The sequence below is a fragment of the Kitasatospora sp. NPDC094016 genome (assembly GCF_040304045.1).
Lineage (GTDB): Bacteria > Actinomycetota > Actinomycetes > Streptomycetales > Streptomycetaceae > Kitasatospora.
The window spans coordinates 1-18,052 of record NZ_JBEOUK010000068.1; the positions used below are offsets into that span (position 1 = coordinate 1).

Sequence of the window (18,052 nt, forward strand, 5' to 3'; positions counted from 1 at the left end):
GGCGAATGGCGGGACATCTACGACGCCCTGCCCATCACCCCCGAGGAAACCGCCTTCGGCCACAACTTCGTCGGCTGGAACAGCAGTTACGACACCAGCCCGATCCCCGTCGAGCAGATGCGCGAATGGCGCGACGCCACCGTGGCCCGCATCCTGGCCCTGCACCCCCGCCGGGTCCTGGAGATCGGCGTCGGCACCGGCCTGCTCCTCTCCCAGATCGCACCGCACTGCGACACGTACTGGGCGACCGACTTCTCCGCCACCGCGATCGACGCGCTGGCCGCCCAGGTCGCCCGGCAGGAGCAGCTTGCCGACCGCGTCGTGCTGCACACCCGCCCCGCACACGACACCGACGGCCTGCCCACCGAGACATTCGACACCATCGTCATCAACTCGGTCGTGCAGTACTTCCCATCCGCCGACTACCTCGCCGACGTGATCGAAAAGCTGATGCGCCTGCTCACCCCCGGCGGCGCGCTCTTCCTCGGCGACATCCGCAACCTGCGACTGCTGCGCCCGCTGGCCACCGCCGTGCAGTTGCACCGGGCTGCCGACGGCGCCGATCTGCCCGCCGTGCGGCGCGCGGTGGAGCAGTCCCTGCTGGTGGAGAAGGAGCTTCTGGTCGACCCGGACTTCTTCACCGTCCTGCGGGAGAACGGCGCCGGCATCGGCGCGGTGACGGTGGAGGTCAAGCGGGGCCGCCACCACAACGAGCTGACCCGCTACCGCTACGACGTCACCCTGCACAAGGCGCCGACCACCCCGGCGGACCCGGGCGGGCAGGTCGAGCTGGAGTGGGGGCGGCAGGTCGCCGGCCTGGCCGAGCTGCGCGAGCTGCTCGCACAGCCGCCCGCGGACGTGCTGCGGATCACCGGGGTGCCCAACCGCCGCGTGGTGCGGGAGTCGGCCCTCGCCCGGGCGGTGCAGGACGCGGACGGTTCGCCCGCCGAGCTGCTGGACCGGCTGCACGCCCCGGAGGAGGGCGACCTTCCCGACCCGGAGCACTTCCACCAGCTCGGAGCGGAGTTCGGCCGCCGAGTGGGCGTCACCTGGTCGGCCACCTCGGCCGACGCCCTGGACGTGGTCTTCGCCGACCTGCGGGCCGGGCAGGGCTCCCCGGTCGAGCCGTACCGGCCGTCCCGGGCCGCCGGCCGACCGCCCACGTCGCTGACGTCGCTGACCAACCGCCCGACCGGCGGCCGGGGCACCGGCGCCCTCATCGGCGAGCTCCGTGACTGGTTGCGGGGCCGGCTGCCCGACTACCTCGTCCCGTCGGCGTTCGTCGCGCTGGACGCGCTGCCGCTGACCGCCAGCGGCAAGCTCGACCGCCATGCCCTGCCCGCCCCCGACCTCGGCTCGGCCGGAGCCGGGCGGGCACCGCGCACTCCGCAGGAGCAGCTCCTCGCCGAGCTGTTCGCCGAGGTCCTCGGGCTGGCACAGGTCGGGGTGGAGGACAGCTTCTTCGACCTGGGCGGACATTCGCTGCTGGCGACCCGCCTGGCCTCCCGGGTCCGGGCCGTCCTCGGCGCCGAACTGGAGGTCCGGACGCTGTTCGAGACCCCGACCGTGGCCGGACTGGCAGCCCGCCTCGACGGCTCCGGCACGGCGCGGCCCGCGCTGACCGCCCGTCCGCGCCCCGAGCACGTACCGCTGTCCTTCGCCCAGCGCCGGCTGTGGTTCCTGCACCGGATGGACGGGCCGAGCGCCACCTACAACATGCCGCTCGCCCTGTGTCTGACCGGCGACCTCGACCGGTCGGCCCTGCACGCCGCACTCGCGGACGTGATCGCCCGGCACGAGAGCCTGCGCACCGTCTTCCGCGAGACGGGCGGCGTGCCGCACCAGGTCGTGTTGAGCGCATCGGAGGCGCGCCCGGAACTCCCGGTGGTCGAACTCGACGAGAGCGAGCTGCCCGAGCGACTGACGCAGGCGGCCCGGCGCGGCTTCGACCTGGCCGCCGAGCCGCCGGTCCGGGCGGAGCTCTACGTGCTCGCCCCCGACCGGCACGCGCTGCTGGTCGTGGTGCATCACATCGCCGCCGACGGCTGGTCGATGGGCCCGCTCTCCGGCGACCTGGCCACGGCCTACGCGGCCCGCTGCCGGGGCGACGAACCGCAGTGGTCCCCGCTGCCCGTGCAGTACGCCGACTACACCCTGTGGCAGCGCGACCTGCTCGGCGACGCCGCCGACCCGGACAGCCTGTTCGCCCGGCAACTGGCCTACTGGAAAGACGAGTTGACGGGCTTGCCGGAGCAGCTCCAGCTGCCCGCCGACCGGCCCCGCCCGCCGGTGGCCTCCCAGCTGGGCGACCGGGTCGTGGTCCGGCTGGACGCCGAACTGCACCAGGCTCTGCGGGATCTGGCCGCCGAGCGCGGTGCCAGCATGTTCATGGTGCTCCAGGCCGGCCTCGCCGCCCTGCTCACCCGGCTCGGCGCCGGCACCGACATCCCGATCGGCAGCCCCATCGCCGGGCGCACCGACCAGGCACTGGACGACCTCGTCGGCTTCTTCGTCAACACGCTGGTGCTGCGCACCGACACCGCAGGCGACCCGGGCTTCGCCGAACTCGTCGGCCGGGTGCGGCAGAAGGCGCTCACCGCGTACGACCACCAGGACGTGCCGTTCGAGTACCTGGTCGAGGCCGTCAACCCGGCGCGGTCGCTGGCCCGCCACCCGCTGTTCCAGATCATGCTGGCCCTGCAGAACGCGCCGCTGGGCGAGTTCGCGCTGCCCGGGCTGGAGACCGGCCACCTGGAGGCGCCGACCGGCACCTCCCGGGTCGATCTGACCTTCAGCCTGGCCGAGCAGTACCGCCCGGACGGCGGCCTCGACGGCCTGGTCGGCGCGGTGGAGTACGCGACCGACCTGTTCGACCCGGCCACCGTGGAGCTGCTGTTCGCCCGCTGGGTCCGGCTGCTGCGGGCAGCGGTCGCCGACCCGGACCGGCCGATCAGCCGGATCGACGTCCTCTCCGGCGAGGAACGCCACCAGCTGCTGTCCGGATTCATGGGCGTCGCCGCCGAGCTGCCCGGGGCCGCGGTGCCGGAGCTGTTCGCCCGCCAGGTGCGGACCACCCCGGACGCCGTGGCGGTCGTGGCGCGCGGTACCGAGCTGACCTACCGGGAGCTCGACCTGCGGACCAACCGCCTCGCCCGGGCGCTGATCGGCCAGGGCGTGCGGCCGGAGACCCCGGTCGCGGTCATGCTGGAGCGTTCCGCGGACCTGGTCACGGCGATCCTCGCGATCGTCAAGGCGGGCGGCGCCTACGTGCCGCTGGACTCGCGCTTCCCGTCGTCCCGGATCGAGCTGATCCTGCGGGAGACCGGGGCCGCCCTGGTGCTCACCTCGGAGGCGTTGACCGCCCTGCTGCAGGCCGAGCCCGATCCGTCCGAGGTCGAAGTCCCGTGCGACCCGCGGCAGCTGGCGTACGTGATGTACACCTCCGGCTCGACCGGCCGGCCGAAGGGCGTGGCCGTCACCCACCGCGACGTGGTGGGTCACGCGCGGACCCCCGAGTTCCGCGGCGGCGGACACGAGCGGGTGCTGATGCACTCCCCGACGGCCTTCGACCTCTCCACCTACGAGCTGTGGGTGCCGCTGCTCAACGGCGGCCGGGTCGTGGTCGCACCGTCGGAGCAGCTCGACCTCGACCTGCTCCAGCACACGATCACCTCGACCGGGGTGACCGGACTGTGGCTGACGGCCGGACTGTTCCGGCTGGTCGCCGAGGAGCGGCCGCACCTGCTCGCCGGGGTGCGCGAAGTGTGGACCGGCGGCGACGTGGTCTCCCCGGCCGCCGTCGCCCGGGTGCTGGCGGCCTGCCCCGGCATCGAGGTGGTCAACGGCTACGGGCCGACCGAGGCCACGACCCTGGCCACCTGCCACCCCGCGCGCACCGTCCCCGAGCAGGCCGCTTCGGTGCCGATCGGCGGGCCGATGGCCAACATGCGCGCCTACGTGCTCGACGACCACCTGCGGCCGGTGGCGACGGGGATGGTCGGCGAGCTCTACCTCGCGGGCGTGGGCGTGGCCCGCGGCTACCTCGGCCGGCCCGGCCTGACGGCGGAGCGCTTCACCGCCGACCCGTACGGGCCGCCCGGAAGCCGGATGTACCGCACCGGCGACCTGGCGTGGTGGCGAGCCGACGGGACGCTGGAGTTCGCCGGACGCGCCGACCACCAGGTCAAGCTGCGCGGCCTGCGGATCGAACCCGGCGAGATCGAGGCGGTCCTCGCGGGGTGTCCGGGCGTCGCCCAGGCGGCCGTCGTCGCCCGCGAGGACCGGCCGGGCGACAAGCGGCTGGTCGCCTACCTGGTGCCCGCCCCCGAGGGAGCGCCCGAGGCGGGCGAGCTGTCCGGCCGGCTGCGCCGCGACCTGCCGGACTACATGGTGCCGGCGGCGTTCGTCACCGTGGACGCCCTGCCGCTGACCGCCAACGGCAAGCTCGACCGTGCTGCCCTGCCCGCCCCCGAGTACGGGGCCTCGGACGCCGGGCGCGGCCCCCGGACGCCGCAGGAGCAACTGCTGTGCGGCCTCTTCGCCGAGATCCTCGGCCGGGAGCAGGTGAGCATCGACGACAACTTCTTCGACCTCGGCGGGCACTCGCTGCTGGCCGCCCGGCTGGCTTCCCGGGTCCGCGAGACCCTCGGCCTGGAGCTGGGCCTGCGGATGCTGTTCGAGGCGCCGACCGTCGCCGGTCTCACCGAACGGCTGCTCATGGACGATCCCGACGACGCGTTGGACGTGGTGCTGCTGCTGCGCTCGACCGGGACGGGCACACCGCTGTTCTGCGTCCACCCCGGCGGCGGCATCAGCTGGTCGTACAGCGGGCTGCTGAACCACGTCGGCCCGCAGCACCCGGTCTACGCGATCCAGGCGCGCGGTCTCGGCCGGCCCGAACCGCTGCCGACGTCCTACGAGGAGATGGCGGCCGACTACGCCGACCAGATCCAGAAGATCCAGCCGGAGGGCCCGTACCTGCTGCTCGGCTGGTCCGCCGGCGGGCTGATCGCCCACGCGCTGGCCTGCGAGCTGCAGTCGCGCGGCGAGCGGACCGCGCTGCTGGCGATCCTCGACGCCTATCCGGTGAAGGACGTGCAGTTCGCGGAGGTGCCGGTGCCCACCGAGCGGGACGTGCTCGTCGGGGTGCTCGACGTCGACCCGGACGAGCTGGGCGACCGGGACATCACCTACGCCGAGATCGCCGAGGTGCTGAACCGGCGGGGCAGCGCGCTGGCCGGCCTGAACGAGCGGCAGGTCGAGGTGATCGTCCAGATCATGATCAACAACGCGAAACTGGCGGTCGACTTCGTCCCCGCGGAGTTCGACGGAGACCTGCTGCTCTTCAACTCCACGATCGACCGGACCGAGGACAACGCCGGGCCCGGGATCTGGCGCCCCTACGTCACCGGCCGGATCGAGTCGCACGAGATCACCACCCGGCACAACCGGATGACCCAACCCGGCTCGCTGGCCCAGATCGGACCGATCCTGGCCGCCAGGCTCGCCGAGGCCGCAGGTGACACCGATCGCGCCGATGGCACCGATGACACCGATGACACCGATGACACCGATCGCACCGGTGGCACCACCACCCTTTCCCACCAGGAGGACTGACCCATGACCAACCCGTTCGACGACCAGGACGCCACCTTCCTCGTGCTCGTCAACGACGAGAACCAGCACTCGCTGTGGCCGCAGTTCGCCGACGTCCCGGCTGGCTGGACCATCGTCCACGGCCCCGACACCCACGCCGCCTGCCTGGAGTACGTCGAGCAGTCCTGGACCGACATGCGGCCCAGGAGCCTCGCCGACGCCATGGACGCCCGGAAGTAGCGCGGCCGACGTGACCTCCACCGACACCCTGGGCGGGGCCCGCGGCACCGCGGGCCCCGCCCGGCCCGGCGACCTCGCCGAGCCCCGCGACCTCGCCGCAGACCTGCTCACCCCCGAGGCCCGGCAGGACCCGTACCCGTTCTACGCCCGCATGCGGAGCGAGAGCCCGGTCCACCGCAGCGCAGACGGCGTCTGGTACCTCACCCGGCACGCCGACGTCGAGGCCGCCCTGAGCGACCTGCGCCTGTCCAACGACCGGGACCGGATGACCCGCGCCTGCGTCGCGCTCGGCGGCGACCTGAAGGCCCTCAGCCGGCTCACCGACCGGCTCGGCCGCGTGATGTCCAACACGGACCCGCCGGACCACGCCCGGCTGCGCAAGCTGGCCAACCGCGCGTTCACCGCCCGACGCGTCGAAGCCCTGCGCGACGGCATCCAGCGGATCGTCGACCAGCTGATCGACCGGGCCGTCCAGGCCGGGCCGACCACGGACCTGATCGAGGCGGTCGCCGCCCCGCTGCCGATGTCCGTCGCCTGCGAGCTGTTCGGCATCCCGCCGGAGGACCGCCCGCAGGTCAAGAGCTGGTTCAGCCGCTTCGGCCGGCTGAGCGAGGACATCGACAAGTCGGAGGAGGCGATCGGGCAGTACGAGGAGTACCTCGCCGGCCTCATCCGGCACCGACGGGCCGACCCGGGCGACGACCTGATCAGCGCGCTGGTCGCCACCCAGGCGCAGGACGACCGGCTCACCGACTCCGAACTGCTGTCCACCTGCTTCGTCCTGATCACCGCCGGGGACGAGACCACCGCCAACCTGATCGGCAACGGCACCCTCGCCCTGCTGCGCCACCCCGACCAGCTGGCCCGGCTGCGCGAGGACCCGGGGCTGATCCGCACCGCCGTCGAAGAACTGGCCCGCTACGACACGCCGACCCAGGCGATCGTCCGGGTCGTCGCGCAGGACCTGGAGATCGGCGGGCGGACGCTGCGCGAGGGCGAGCTGGTGTACCTGTTCCTCGGCGCGACCAACCGCGACCCCGAGCGCTTCGCGGACCCCGACCGGCTCGATCTGACCCGCCCCGGCAACCGGCACCTGAGCTTCGGCAACGGCCCGCACTTCTGCCTCGGCGGCCCGCTGGCCAGGCTCCAGACGGAGGTGGCCGTCGGCACGCTGGTCCGCCGGCTGCCCGAACTGCGGCTGGCCGACGGCGCGCCGCTGGAATGGCGGCCCAACCCGCTGCAGCGGCGGCTGAGCGCCCTCCCGGTCACCTACTGACCCACGAACGACTCGACGACGACGAAGGAGAACCGACCATGACCCGAGAGTTCGAGGTCCGCAAGGAGCAGGACCTGCCCGCGACACCCGAACAGGTCTGGGCCGCCGTCGCCACCGGTGCCGGAAACCTCGGCTGGCTGTACCCCATGGAGGTCGAGCCGCGCGTCGGCGGAAAGGTCACCCGGGCCGAGAGCACCGTCGTGGCGTGGGAGCCGCCGCATCACTTCGCCGTCCGGGCGACCGTCGGCGACGAGTTCTCCAACACGCTCAGCTACCGGATCGAGCCGGCCGACGGCGGAACGAGCCACCTGCGGATGGGCATCCACTGGGTGCACGAGGGCGTCTGGGACGAGATCTGGGACAGGAAGGCGGACGTGGCCGAGAAGCACGTCCACTTCTACCAGCACGGCCTCGTCGAGTACCTGCGGCACTTCGCCGGCCGCCCCGCCGTCTACGTCACGGCCCGGCGCCCCGAACCCACCGCCGACCCGGCCGACTTCGCCGCCCTGCGCCGGCGCCTGGGCCTCGCCGAGGACGCGGCCGTCGGGGACCGTTCGACCCTCCACGTCCCGGGCCCGGACGGCGGCCCGCAGGAGGTGGTCGTGGACTGGCTCAGCTCCGACTTCGTCGGCCTGCGCGGCCCGGACGCGCTCTACCGCTTCTTCAACGGCAGCACCTGGAACACGCCGATCTGGCTGGCCCACCACCTGTTCGGCGAGGACGCCGACGAGCAGCGGGCCACCGAGGCGTGGACCGCCTGGCTCAACGACCCCCAAGCCTAGGACCCCCGATGCGAACCTCCACGGAAACACTGCTCTACGCCGCCGAACTCGTCGAGGAGAACGGCGCCTACACCCTCGTCGTCCAGGACGTGAGGCAGGGCACCGTCCAGACCACCCCGGTCCCCAGGCCCATGGTGGACAAGCTCCCGACCCTCCTGTCGGCGCTCAGCGCCAAGCTCAACCCCCCACCGGCACGCGGTCGGTGGTAGGCCTTCTCCGGACAAGCACGGGGGCGGGGCCGGGGCGACCTCCCCGACCCCGCCCCCGTGGCCGTCAGTTCTTCGCGGGGTCGGGCCGCGGGGTGACGAGCGGGAAGACCGGGTCGGGGAAGGTCAGGTAGCCGAACACGGTGTCCGGGGCGCTCGGGTCGCCGGTGATCTGGATGCTGGCCTTGTTGACGGCGGCGTCGAAGTTGGACTTGAAGTCCATGCCCGCCAGCACCAGGCTGTTGAAGGTGTCACGGGTCATGGTGATGGTCGCCGCGGGCTTGCCGGCCAGGTCGTAGGTGCCGTCCGCGTAGACCAGCACGCCGTTGCGCAGCACCGTGGTGCCCACGTCGGTTCCGTTCTTCTGGGCCGGGTCGTCGGTCACGTTCCAGCGCAGCACGATCGGGGTGCGCTGCTGGGCGCCGGCGGTGGGGCCGTCGATGCTCTTGGCCATCGCGGCGAAGAACAGCGACAGGTCCATGCTGCGCACCAGGTCGGACGCACCCGACGAGGTGGGCGCCTGGGCGTGGCCGAGCTGGAGCTCCCAGGCGCCGCTGAGGTAGGCGTTGCGCCAGGTGCCGTTCTGCGCGCCGTAGCCCAGCTGGGTCATGGTCTTGGCCTGGAGGGTCTTGGCCTGGGTCAGCACATCGGCCGGCACCGGGGCGCCGGCGTCGCCGGACGCGAAGATGACGTGGTTGAGCAGTTCGGCGGCCCAGCGGTAGTCGTTCGCGTCGTACGCCTGCTGGGCCAGGGTCACCACGGCGGAGGCACCGCCCATGGCCTTCAGGTAGTTGGCCCCCGCCGGAGTGGGCGGGAGCTTCCACAGGTTGGCCGGGTTGCCGTCGTACCAGCCCATGTAACGCTGGTACACGGCCTTGAAGTTGTGGCTCAGCGAGCCGTAGTACCCCTGCGTGTACCACTGGTCGGCGAGGTTCGGCGGCAGCGCCTGGAGCTTCTCGGCGATCTCGATGCCGGTGTAGCCGGCGTCGATCATCCGCAACGTCTGGTCGTTGAGGTAGCCGTACATGTCGCGCTGGTTGCTGAGGAACTCGATGATGCCCTCGGACACCCAGTGCGGCCAGTGGTGGGAGGCGAACTCGACGTCGCTGTACGGCGCGAAGGCCTGGATCGCCTCGGTGAGGTAGGTCGACCAGACCTGCGCGTCACGCACCTGGGCGCCGCGGATGCTCAGGATGTTGTGCAGGTTGTGGGTGGCGTTCTCCGCCATACACAGGGCCCGGGGCTCGGGGAAGTAGAAGTTCATCTCGGCCGGCGCCTCGGTACCGGGCGTCAGTTGGAAGATCACCGGGACGCCGTCTATGGTCCGCGCGTACAGGCCGTCCCGCCACGGGATCACATAGCCGGACTTCCACTCCGCCTGCGGGGTGGCCCGGCCGTCGCCGATGTTGTCGGTCGGGGGGATCAGCGTCACCTCGCCGGTGGAGACGGTCTGCCCGAGGCCGGTGCCGATCTGCCCGTCCGGGCCCTTGTCCAGGGCCGCGGCGTACATGTACTCGGCGCGCCGGGCCATCGCCGGGCCCGCGTAGACGTTCTCGCTGATGGCGTGTTCGAGGAACCCCGTCGGCGCGTACACCTTGAGGGTGGTCGGCACCTGGTCGTCGAGCTCGGCGAACAGGCCGCGCGAGCCGCCGAAGTGGTCGACGTGGCTGTGGGTGTAGATGAGGGTGGAGATCGGCGTCCGGTCACCGGTGGCGCTCCGGTAGAGCGCCAGGGCGGCCTGGGCGGTCTCGTAGCTGGCGAGCGGGTCGATCACGATCAGCCCGGTGTCGCCGTTGAGGATCGTCATGTTGGAGAGGTCGTAGCCGCGGACCTGGTAGATCGTCCGGCCGCCCGCGCTGATGACCTGGAACAGCCCTGCCTGGGAGGCCAGTTGGCCCTGGCGCCAGAGCATCGGGTTGGCACTCGCCGGAGCCTCCTGCCACTCGGTGCCGGCGAGGAACCCGTAGGCCGTGAAGTCCCACACCACCTTGGAGGGGTTGGTGCGCGAGACGATGACGGGGACGTCCGGAGGGGCGATCAGGCCGCGGGTGGCGTCCTCGAAGTCGCTGTTCGGGGACGGCGCGGAGGTGACGGCGGCTCGGTTCTGGACCGCGATGTACGGGGTCGGCTGGATCGGCTCGGCAGTGCTGGTCATCCACGGCTCCTTGAAAGGCGTTCGATGCTCACCGTGAGCACCGGGTCACGCTAGGCATCCGAACAAGTGACCCGCAAGGCTGCGATCAAGCCAGCGCGGCGTAAATGGAGCCGTTGACTCACCTTGTTCGAAGGGGAGTTGGTCGCATGCGGAGGTCGCATCGAGCGCTGCTGGCACTGGTACCGGCATACGCACGGTGCTCGGTTCGTCACCCGGGCGGGAGCGGCCGTTCGATTCCGCGGCTCGCGAAAATGCCGGTAGCCGCTCCGGACTCCGTTGGCGAGGCGCGCCGCGGCAACGAGCACGTCGCCGTCCTCGGCTCCGCCACCGCCGCCCGTCTGGGCATCACCAACCTTCAGGGCCAACCCGCCGTATTTGTCGGTAGTACGCCCTTCGTCGTCATCGGCATCCTCTCGGACGTCCGACGCCGGCCAGGCCTGCTGACATCCGTGATCATTCCCCGAGCCGCCGCCCAGGACCTCTGGGCGCCGCCCGCCGACGAGTCGGCCAAGATGCTCATCACGACGCAGCTCGGCGCGGCCGCCCAGACCGCTTCCGAGGTGCCCCTGGTTCTGCCCCCGACCACCCCGACTACCTGCGCGCCACCCCACCGCCCGACCCCCGCATCCTGCGGTCCGGAGTGGAGAACGACCCCGGACAGCTCTTCCTGTTCCTCGCGACCGTCTGCCTGGTGATCGGCGCCGTAGGAATCGCCAACACCACCCTGGTCGCCGTCCTGGAACGCAGCGGCGAAATCGGACCGCCCGCGCCGCCGCCCACACCTGCACCCGCACCGGCGCCCAACCCCCCTACGCCCACGAACTGCACGACCAGCCACCCGCGCCTGTCCCGGGAGTCGGCACCGCCCGCGGGTGACGGACCCGCACCCACCCCGGACCGGTAACAGCTCCCACGCCACAACCGGTAGCGTCAGGGGCACACCGGGTGACGGTGTGCCCCTGCGCCCAGACAAGGACCCCCATGACGCGCGTTTCCGTGATCGGCTGCGGCCACCTCGGCATCCCGCACGCGGCGGCGATGGCCGCACTCGGCCACGACGTCATCGGCGTGGACGTCGACCGCGACAAGGTCACCCGCCTCAACACCGGCGAATGCCCGATCTTCGAGCCCGGCCTGCCCGAGCTCCTGGCCGAGCACACCGCCAGCGGCCGCCTGCGCTTCACCACCGACATCGCCGAAGCCGCCGCCTTCGCCGAGCTGCACTTCATCGGCGTCGGCACCCCGATCGACGCCGACGGCCGCTCCTACGACAACAGCCAGGTCTACGGCGCCATCCGCCAGCTCGCGCCCCACCTCACCAAGGCCTGCACCATCGTCGGCAAAAGCACCGTCACCGTCGGTACCGCCGAGCAGGTCACCACCCTCGCTCAGCGCCTCGCTCCCGCCGGAACCGACGTCACCGTCGTCTGGAACCCCGAATTCCTGCGCGAAGGCCACGCCGTCGAGGACACGCTGCGCCCCGACCGCATCATCGCCGGGGTCACCGGCGCCGAGGGCGAGAAGGCGATCCGCGAGGTCTACGCCGCAATCCTGGACACCGGCGTCCCGCTGTTCGTCTGCGACTTCGCAACCGCCGAACTCGCCAAGGGCGCCGCCAACACCTTCCTCAGCCTCAAGATCTCCTACATCAACGCCGTCGCCGACATGTGCGAGGCCGCCGGTGGCGACATCACCCGGATCGTGGAGATTCTCGGCATCGACCCGAGGATCGGCTCCGGCGGCATGCAGCCCGGCCTCGGCTACGGCGGCGGCTGCCTGCCCAAGGACGTCCGCGCCTTCACCGCCAGCGCGAAGCAGCTCGGCGCCGAGGACGCCGTCGACCTGCTGCTCGCCGCTGAGAAGATCAACGAGTCCCGCACCGGCGTCGCCATGGACCTCATCACCGAAGCCCTCGGCGACCAGCCGCTGCGGGGCACCCGGGTCACCGTCCTCGGCGCCGCGTTCAAGCCCGACACCAGCGACGTCCGCGAATCCCCCGCCCTCGCGCTTGCCCTCGCCCTGCACCGGGGCGGTGCCGTCGTCACCGTCCACGACCCCCAGGCCGTCGCCAACGCCATGCTGCGCAACCCCGAGCTCGACTACACCGCGGACCTGCCCGCCGCGCTCACCGGCGCCGGGCTTGTCGCCCTCGCCACCGAGTGGCCCCAGTACCGGCAGGCCGACCCCGACACCCTGGTGGACCTGCCCGCCACCCCGCTGCTCGTCGACTGCCGCACCACCATCGACCCCGACCGCTGGCGCGCCGCGGGTTGGCGCGTCCGGCAGCTCGGCCGCCCGGGGAAGTAGGCGGCCGACCGGCGGACAGACCGACCGGGTCGAAAGAGCCAGGAAGTGACTGGTACGCCCAGGCCGTCGTGAATCCCCGCGGATGCCGCCCGCAGAAGCCGGCGTCCGAGGCGGCGCGGGAACCCGACCGGACAAGGTGACCGATGACGGCCCCGCATCCACAGGCCGGTGCCGTGCCGTGGTGGCAGGGCGGCACCGGGACGGGCGGCCTTCCGCAGCAGTACCAGCCCGGTCGGAGGACGGCGATCTCCGGCCTGGCCTCGTGGGACCAGCGGTCGGTGGCCGTGGCCCGGTTGCGGGTGCAGCGGTCGGGCAGCTGGGCGAGCGCCTGGTGGGAGTACGACTCGGCCAGGTGCGGATCCTCCAACTGCAGGTGGACGATCGAGTGCAGGGCGCAGAGTTCGGTGCGGCCGTAGAACGCCACCCAGGACGGCCGGGCCGCCGGTCCTCGGCCCGGGCGAGGGCGTCGCAGGCGTGTCCGAGGGAGCGTTCGGCCGAGCGCCGAGCGCCGGTCGCCGGGGCCGGAGTGCGCGACAGCCACCCGCGCGTGGGCGGCTGTCGCGAGCGGGGGGCTGCGGCGCCCGGCACAGCGACACCTCACCGGTCATCCGGGCCGAAACGTCCGCCGGGCCCGGGCGCCCCGGCTCGGGGGCACACGCACACCCGAACCGGCCCTGCGCCGGCCCTGCCCGTCCCGCCGAGGCCCGGCCGCTCCGGTGCGCACCAGCGCGGTCAGCCGCCGCTCTTGCGGCGGAAGTTGCGCTTGCCGCCCGCCGCGGCGTGCGCGCCGTGGATCTTCGAATCGCCGTTCGGACCGCCGACCGTGTTCCCGCCCTTGGCGCCGTGTTTGCGCTCCAGCGCGGCGAGGAACCGGGCCTTGACGTCGTCCTGGGCGGCGGCCGCGGGGGCCTCGGCGGCCGGGCCGGCCTCCGGGTTCTCGGGGTTCTCGGGGTTTTCGGGTGACGCTGCGCCGCTGCTCATGCAGGACCTCCTGGTCGGGTGGTGTCGGGTTGATGCCTTCACGGGACACCATGTCATGTCCCAGAACCGGCCACGCCTACCAGGCCCCCCGTGGGCCTCCAGCTGCCCGACCTGCTCGGCGGCGAGCTTGTCCCGGAGGGCCTTCCGGTCGTTCAACCAGGAGCCGAGCGACACGCCATCCCCCTTGTGCGGGCGGGGCGCCTTCGCGTGCCCCTCCCGCTCGACGAACTGCGCGCGGGCCGTCGGCCCTGCTGGAACCGGTCCGTGCGCGAGACTTCGGCCTCGCCTCGGCGGCCTGCTCGGCGGCCACCGGCTCCTGGTCCTCCTCGATGCCGATTGCCGACAGCCGGTCCGGCTCCAGGCCGGGCCAGCCGGCCCGCTGCGCCTCACCCGGCGCCCGAGCTGCTCGCCCTCGAAGACGACGTCATCGGGCGGCTGCGCCGTCGACCCGGCCCTCGGCCCCCGGCCGCCACCGTCGGGCCGCGGCGTAGGTGCGCTGCCGAGCGATCGGCCGGACCGGGCACCACCACGGGTCGATCTCCTCCAACGCGGGCCCATCGCAGAGCCACGACCACCGGAGACCCACTGACGACTGTCAGTGTCAGTGGTGCTCCGTACGCTTCCCGTACACGGCCCGTCCTGGGACGGGACTTCGGCGGGGGAGGGGCGATGGCGGTGCGCAGGCCGGTCGACGGCGAGGTGCGTGTCCACTACGGGCAGATCTACGTCGAGAGCGATCCCGACAGCTTCGGCCCCGGCCTCGCGGAGGCGTTCGCGGGCCAGAGCGCGGGGCTGTGCGGTGCCGCGATACCCGGTGCGCTCTGGCTGACGACCGGGCTGCACACGGGCGGTGTCGGGTTCACCGTCGAGGTGCACGATGAGGCGCCGCCGCTGGATCCGGCCTGGGAGGACGTCGTCGAGGTCTCGTTCCGCCCGGTGTCGGACGAGAGCAGGCTGGTGCAGTGGGCGGGCGAGGCCGTTTGGGAGCTGGACCTGGAGGAGACCGACTACCGGGTGCGGTACTGCGCACACGGCATGGACGAGGGACGGCGGCGGGACACCAGAGCCCAGGACGAGCCGCAGGCGGACCGGTACCTCCTGCAGTTCTGGCCCGTCCCGCCCGAGCCGGACCGCGTCGTTCGCCAGACCACCGAGTCCGCGGCCTACTGGCACGACTACGCCCGTCGGCTCCCGCCCCCGCCCACTCCCGAGGAGCGCGCGGAGACCGAGCGTCGGGCCCGGCACGCGCAGGAGGAGGCCGAACGGCAACGGCAGGCGGCCTACGAGCGGTGGCAGTGGGGAGGGACGGTGCCGAGCGAGGCCCTGCGCCGTGTCGGCGGCAACGTCCATGGCCTGCTGGCCTTCGACGCGCCCCTGGTGCATGCGCTGGACGCCGCGGGCCCGCAGGTCCAACGGGAGGCGGCACTGCTCGCCGCTCGGCGCGCGTGTACGGCGGCAGGCCTCACCGACCTCGACTGGGTCGCCGCCGCGCTCACCGCCCTCACCGACGGCGGCCCGCTGCCGCCGCCGCTCGACGATCCCACGCGCATGTGGGAGACCCTGAGCTCCGATCCGCGCGCTCCCCGCCGCACGGTCGGCCCGGCGGTCCCGCCCGAGAAGGCCCGGTTCGAACCGCCGGTCACGCCCGGGGAGGAACGACTCGTGATCGTCTTCACAACAGTCACCGTCCCGGCGTCCGGCCCGCCGCAGCGGATGTCGCAGTCGCACATGGCCCTCCCCACGCTGCTCGCCGCCGCCGAGGCGGATCCACTCCGGGCAGCCTTGGACGCCGTGTTCGCGGGCGTGGCCACATACGGGGAGGAATACCGGTCCCTGCTGGAGGAGGTCTGGTCGGCCGTCAGCGGGCGGTGACGGGCGGGACCAAGGCCGGGCCGCAGACGTACCTCCTTGGACACTTGAGATGACATCTCATTTGGTCGGCTGAGTAGGCTGCGGGTGTGACGATCGTGGAGCGTCTCGTGCCGGACGAGTTGTGGGAGTTGTTCCAGTTGGTGGTGGTGCCGGAGGCGCCGACTCGGCCGCAGGGCGGGGGCCGGTGGCGCTACGGGGACCGGGAGGTACTGGCGGCGATCGTCACTGGTCGAGGTGCGTGGTCGGCTCGGTGAACATGTGGGCCCTGGAAAGGGGGAGCTGACGGGTCCGAATCCTGTCGGTCGGGGCAAGTACGGGTCGAAGATCCAGCACTCGGCGGGACGCCATCCGCCGCACACCAGCCCAGCTGACCTCTCGGCTTCTCGGAAGCTTCTTGGCATCATCTCGGCATGACCCCGACCCTTCCCCGCACCGTCCGAGCCGTCGACACCGCTCAGCTTCTGGACCTGGCTCAAGAGGCCGCCATGCACAGCTTCAGCCAGCGGCTCCCGGTCGACTGGCTCCGGGAGCACCTCGCCGCAGATGCGACGCACTACCTGTTCCCGACACTCGTGCAGCGGCTCACACACCGGCCTGAGACGCCGCTGCAGTGGAGGTGCCAGCAACTGCTGACCGTCAGCACCGGCGAACAGATCTGGGGTCTGCTCGACGTCCTTCCCGACACCTTCGACAAGATCTCGGAGACCTTGGACACGGGGTCCAAGAAGGACATCGTCAGCCGCATCGAGCGAGCAGTGACGGTGCGTGAGTGGATGGAACGGATGGCTGTCGACGCAGGTTCGTGATGTCCCGGACTGGAGGTGCTGGCAGACGTGAAGCGGCAAGCCTTCGGGTCAGCCCCGGCACCGCCACGGCGGGCCGGGGCTGACCCGTGTCGGCGTGCGTTGTCACCGGCGAATCCGCGTGCCTGATCGTGGTGGTACGCCCCAGGACATGGACGTTCGTCGGTGCTGCGGTAGCCGAGGACCACGCTGGTGCGGGTCGTCTCTCCGGTGTTGGGTCCGGCGGAGTGGAAGGCGGTGCCGTCGAAGAGCAGGATGCCGTCGGCGGGGACCGGGACGGGGGCGGCCCAGGAGCTGTCCGGTCGATCACGTGTGGAGCCGGATGGCGAGGGCTGCTGCGGTGACGGTGCCGAGGTAGACGTAGCCGCGCTTGTCGTAGCGAGTCGCGACAGCTCGCGAGGTCTTCAGTCTGTTGATGGCCCGTTCGACGGTGTTGCGTTTCTTGACCTGCGACTCTGCCACAGCCGGACAGCGTGCGATCTGATTCCGGACAGCGGCGATCTGGATCGAACACTTTCCGCCGGACCGTCACCAGGCCGCCCGCCTGGCGCGATGCTTGGCCCGGCACGGTCAGCGGCGTGCCACACCACACACCGGGAGGGCCGATGCTGAACACGCTCTGGCACGCCGAGCTCAAGCACATCCTGGAAGAGGGCTTCAGGGAGCTGCGCAGCGACAACGCGAGCCTGCGCGCCGAACACACCGCGCTGCGGACCGAGTTCACGGCCGCCGTCGCCGGGAAACTGCAGGAGGTCCGCGACGAGCTGCGACGGACCGTGGAACGCGATCGCAAGGAACTGCTCGAGGCCCGCCAGGAGATCCGGGACCTGCGCCAGCAGCTGGACGACGCCCGTGCCGACCACCCGGCACCGCAGGCGGGCGCCCCCGACCAGGACCCGGATCCGCCACCCCACGCCGGCAGTCGGTGAGATCGGCGAGTTCGGGGTGCTGGTCCATCCAGGTGCCGCCGCCGTCGGGCTGCGGGACGCCGACGCACGGCGCGCGGTGGGAGCCCGGCACGATCCAGGTGCGGCCGGTCTCCACGGTCGCCTCCTCGACGTACACGACGGCGGTGAGCAGGCCGCGGGTGGGCTGGAGGATGTCGCGGTGCAGCCGCACCTGGTGCGCCCCGGGGGTCTTGCGCGGATTGTGCCCGGCCGGGCCTCTCCCGTCCGGATACCAACTGGCGGGTTGGTGACTTCCTATGCTGGTCCCATGGCATGGGACACCGAGAAGACCAAGAGGCTGCTGCTCGACGCGGCCGTGGACGAGTTCGCCGCGTACGGGCCCGAGAGGGCGAGGATCGACCGCATCGCGGCTGCGGCCGGGGTCAACAAGGAGCGGATCTACCCCTACTTCGGGGGCAAGGCGCAGTTGTTCGAGGCGGTGGTCCAGCGGGAGCTGGAACAGCTCGCCGCCGCCGTGCCGATGGAGGAGGTGGACGGGCGGACGGTGGAGCTCCCGGAGTACGCCGGCCGGGTGTTCGACTACCACCTCGCCCATCCGCACCTGCTGCGCCTGCTGCAGTGGGAGGCGCTGTGCGGCGACGCGGGGGTTCCGGTCGCGGGTGAGGAGCGGCGGGCGGCCTACTACGCGGGGAAGGTCGCGGCCGTCTCCCGTGCGCGTGGAGAAGGGGCGGATCCGGTACGGGACGGGGCGGCTCCTCGGCCGGAGGAGCTGCTGTACGCCGTGGTGGCGTTGGCGGGCTGGCAGTTCGCCGTGCCGCAGCTCGCCCGGATGATCCTCGGCGGGGCGGCCGTCGAGGATCGGGGCGCCCGGCGGGCCGCCGTGGTGGAGATGGTCCGCAGACTCGGCCTCTGACCCGAATCGGCCCC

The 18,052-nt window shown here is 72.2% G+C and carries 14 protein-coding genes and 3 pseudogenes; 13 read left to right on the plus strand and 4 right to left on the minus strand.

Annotation, left to right across the window (positions count from 1 at the left end):
* The 5 genes from ABT015_RS35865 to ABT015_RS35885 all read left to right on the plus strand — a co-directional run.
* The coding region (locus ABT015_RS35865; RefSeq protein ID WP_350886915.1) for a non-ribosomal peptide synthetase at positions 1-5,616 on the plus strand (5,616 nt) is incomplete at its 5' end.
* Positions 5,617-5,619: 3 nt separating this feature from the next.
* Entirely contained in the window at positions 5,620-5,835 is a 216-nt protein-coding gene (locus ABT015_RS35870; RefSeq protein WP_350886917.1) for an MbtH family protein, read from the plus strand.
* A 10-nt stretch (positions 5,836-5,845) separates the two neighbouring features.
* The gene (locus ABT015_RS35875; RefSeq protein ID WP_350886919.1) at positions 5,846-7,111 is read left to right on the plus strand and encodes a cytochrome P450; all 1,266 of its coding nucleotides are present in this window, start codon (positions 5,846-5,848) and stop codon (positions 7,109-7,111) included.
* 38 nt (positions 7,112-7,149) lie between these two features.
* Entirely contained in the window at positions 7,150-7,893 is a 744-nt protein-coding gene (locus ABT015_RS35880; RefSeq protein ID WP_350886921.1) for an SRPBCC family protein, read from the plus strand.
* A gap of 8 nt (positions 7,894-7,901) precedes the next feature.
* Positions 7,902-8,102 carry a hypothetical protein gene (locus ABT015_RS35885; RefSeq protein ID WP_350886923.1) on the plus strand — a complete coding sequence of 67 codons (201 nt, stop codon included), beginning with the start codon at positions 7,902-7,904 and terminating at the stop codon, positions 8,100-8,102.
* A gap of 64 nt (positions 8,103-8,166) precedes the next feature.
* Here ABT015_RS35885 and ABT015_RS35890 read toward each other — a convergent pair whose 3' ends face one another.
* Complete coding sequence (locus ABT015_RS35890) at positions 8,167-10,254, minus strand: alkyl/aryl-sulfatase (protein ID WP_350886926.1); 2,088 nt, start codon at positions 10,252-10,254, stop codon at positions 8,167-8,169.
* A 640-nt stretch (positions 10,255-10,894) separates the two neighbouring features.
* On the opposite strand from ABT015_RS35890, the gene ABT015_RS35895 reads away from it, so the two are divergent.
* The 3 genes from ABT015_RS35895 to ABT015_RS35905 all read left to right on the plus strand — a co-directional run bounded on the left by ABT015_RS35895 (position 10,895) and on the right by ABT015_RS35905 (position 12,977).
* On the plus strand, positions 10,895-11,158 hold the full coding sequence (locus ABT015_RS35895) for a hypothetical protein (RefSeq protein WP_350886928.1): 264 nt from the start codon (positions 10,895-10,897) through the stop codon (positions 11,156-11,158).
* A gap of 77 nt (positions 11,159-11,235) precedes the next feature.
* Positions 11,236-12,561: a UDP-glucose dehydrogenase family protein gene (locus tag ABT015_RS35900; RefSeq protein ID WP_350886931.1), complete on the plus strand. Its 1,326-nt coding sequence runs from the start codon at positions 11,236-11,238 to the stop codon at positions 12,559-12,561.
* Between the two features lie 143 nt (positions 12,562-12,704).
* On the plus strand, positions 12,705-12,977 hold the full coding sequence (locus ABT015_RS35905; protein ID WP_350886933.1) for a hypothetical protein: 273 nt from the start codon (positions 12,705-12,707) through the stop codon (positions 12,975-12,977).
* Positions 12,978-13,293: 316 nt separating this feature from the next.
* Here ABT015_RS35905 and ABT015_RS35910 read toward each other — a convergent pair whose 3' ends face one another.
* Both ABT015_RS35910 and ABT015_RS38080 read right to left on the minus strand, forming a co-directional pair.
* Positions 13,294-13,542 (minus strand): DUF5302 domain-containing protein, encoded by a 249-nt coding sequence (locus ABT015_RS35910; protein WP_350886936.1) that lies wholly within the window; start codon positions 13,540-13,542, stop codon positions 13,294-13,296.
* 102 nt (positions 13,543-13,644) lie between these two features.
* Positions 13,645-14,100: pseudogene (locus tag ABT015_RS38080) on the minus strand (helicase associated domain-containing protein); the annotation flags it as partial.
* A 111-nt stretch (positions 14,101-14,211) separates the two neighbouring features.
* Between ABT015_RS38080 and ABT015_RS35915 the strand changes: the two are divergent.
* The 3 genes and pseudogenes from ABT015_RS35915 to ABT015_RS35925 all read left to right on the plus strand — a co-directional run bounded on the left by ABT015_RS35915 (position 14,212) and on the right by ABT015_RS35925 (position 16,220).
* Positions 14,212-15,414, plus strand: a complete 1,203-nt coding sequence (locus tag ABT015_RS35915) for a hypothetical protein (RefSeq protein WP_350886939.1) — start codon at positions 14,212-14,214, stop codon at positions 15,412-15,414.
* An 86-nt stretch (positions 15,415-15,500) separates the two neighbouring features.
* A pseudogene (locus ABT015_RS35920) lies at positions 15,501-15,741 on the plus strand (IS5/IS1182 family transposase); the annotation flags it as partial.
* 83 nt (positions 15,742-15,824) lie between these two features.
* The gene (locus ABT015_RS35925) at positions 15,825-16,220 is read left to right on the plus strand and encodes a hypothetical protein (protein ID WP_350886945.1); all 396 of its coding nucleotides are present in this window, start codon (positions 15,825-15,827) and stop codon (positions 16,218-16,220) included.
* 303 nt (positions 16,221-16,523) lie between these two features.
* Here ABT015_RS35925 and ABT015_RS35930 read toward each other — a convergent pair.
* A pseudogene (locus ABT015_RS35930) lies at positions 16,524-16,661 on the minus strand (IS5/IS1182 family transposase); the annotation flags it as partial.
* A gap of 161 nt (positions 16,662-16,822) precedes the next feature.
* Between ABT015_RS35930 and ABT015_RS35935 the strand changes: the two are divergent.
* Together ABT015_RS35935 and ABT015_RS35940 are read left to right on the plus strand one after the other, a co-directional pair.
* Positions 16,823-17,146 (plus strand): hypothetical protein, encoded by a 324-nt coding sequence (locus ABT015_RS35935; protein WP_350886948.1) that lies wholly within the window; start codon positions 16,823-16,825, stop codon positions 17,144-17,146.
* A gap of 286 nt (positions 17,147-17,432) precedes the next feature.
* Positions 17,433-18,038, plus strand: a complete 606-nt coding sequence (locus tag ABT015_RS35940; protein WP_350886951.1) for a TetR/AcrR family transcriptional regulator — start codon at positions 17,433-17,435, stop codon at positions 18,036-18,038.
* Positions 18,039-18,052 lie beyond the last annotated feature (14 nt).